The 287-nt window shown below is 50.9% G+C and carries 1 protein-coding gene; it reads left to right on the top strand.

Going from position 1 to position 287, the window contains the following annotated elements; translation table 11 throughout:
- Positions 1–86: 86 nt before the first annotated feature.
- Positions 87–287, top strand: a 201-nt coding sequence (locus tag PZH32_RS13975) for a hotdog fold thioesterase (protein ID WP_275208872.1), incomplete at its 3' end; no start/stop codon positions are given.

Below are 287 nucleotides of genomic sequence, written 5' to 3'. Positions count from 1 at the left end.
ACCGGATATTCCTGCCGTAGCCAGGTAAAACGGGTTGAAGGCACGGGGGTACGCCATCCTGTGCAGGCTTTACTGGAGATTATTAAATGATATGGAAACGGAAAATCACCCTGGAAGCACTGAATGCTATGGGTGAAGGAAACATGGTGGGGTTCCTGGATATTCGCTTTGAACATATTGGTGATGACACCCTTGAAGCGACAATGCCAGTAGACTCGCGGACAAAGCAGCCTTTCGGGTTGCTGCATGGAGGAGCATCCGTGGTACTGGCCGAAAGTATCGGTTCC

It is taken from the genome of Adlercreutzia equolifaciens, assembly GCF_029076695.1.
Classification (GTDB): Bacteria; Actinomycetota; Coriobacteriia; order Coriobacteriales; family Eggerthellaceae; genus Adlercreutzia; species Adlercreutzia equolifaciens_A.
Note: the sequence above shows the minus strand (reverse complement) of the source record. Positions and strands in the feature narration are given on the sequence as shown.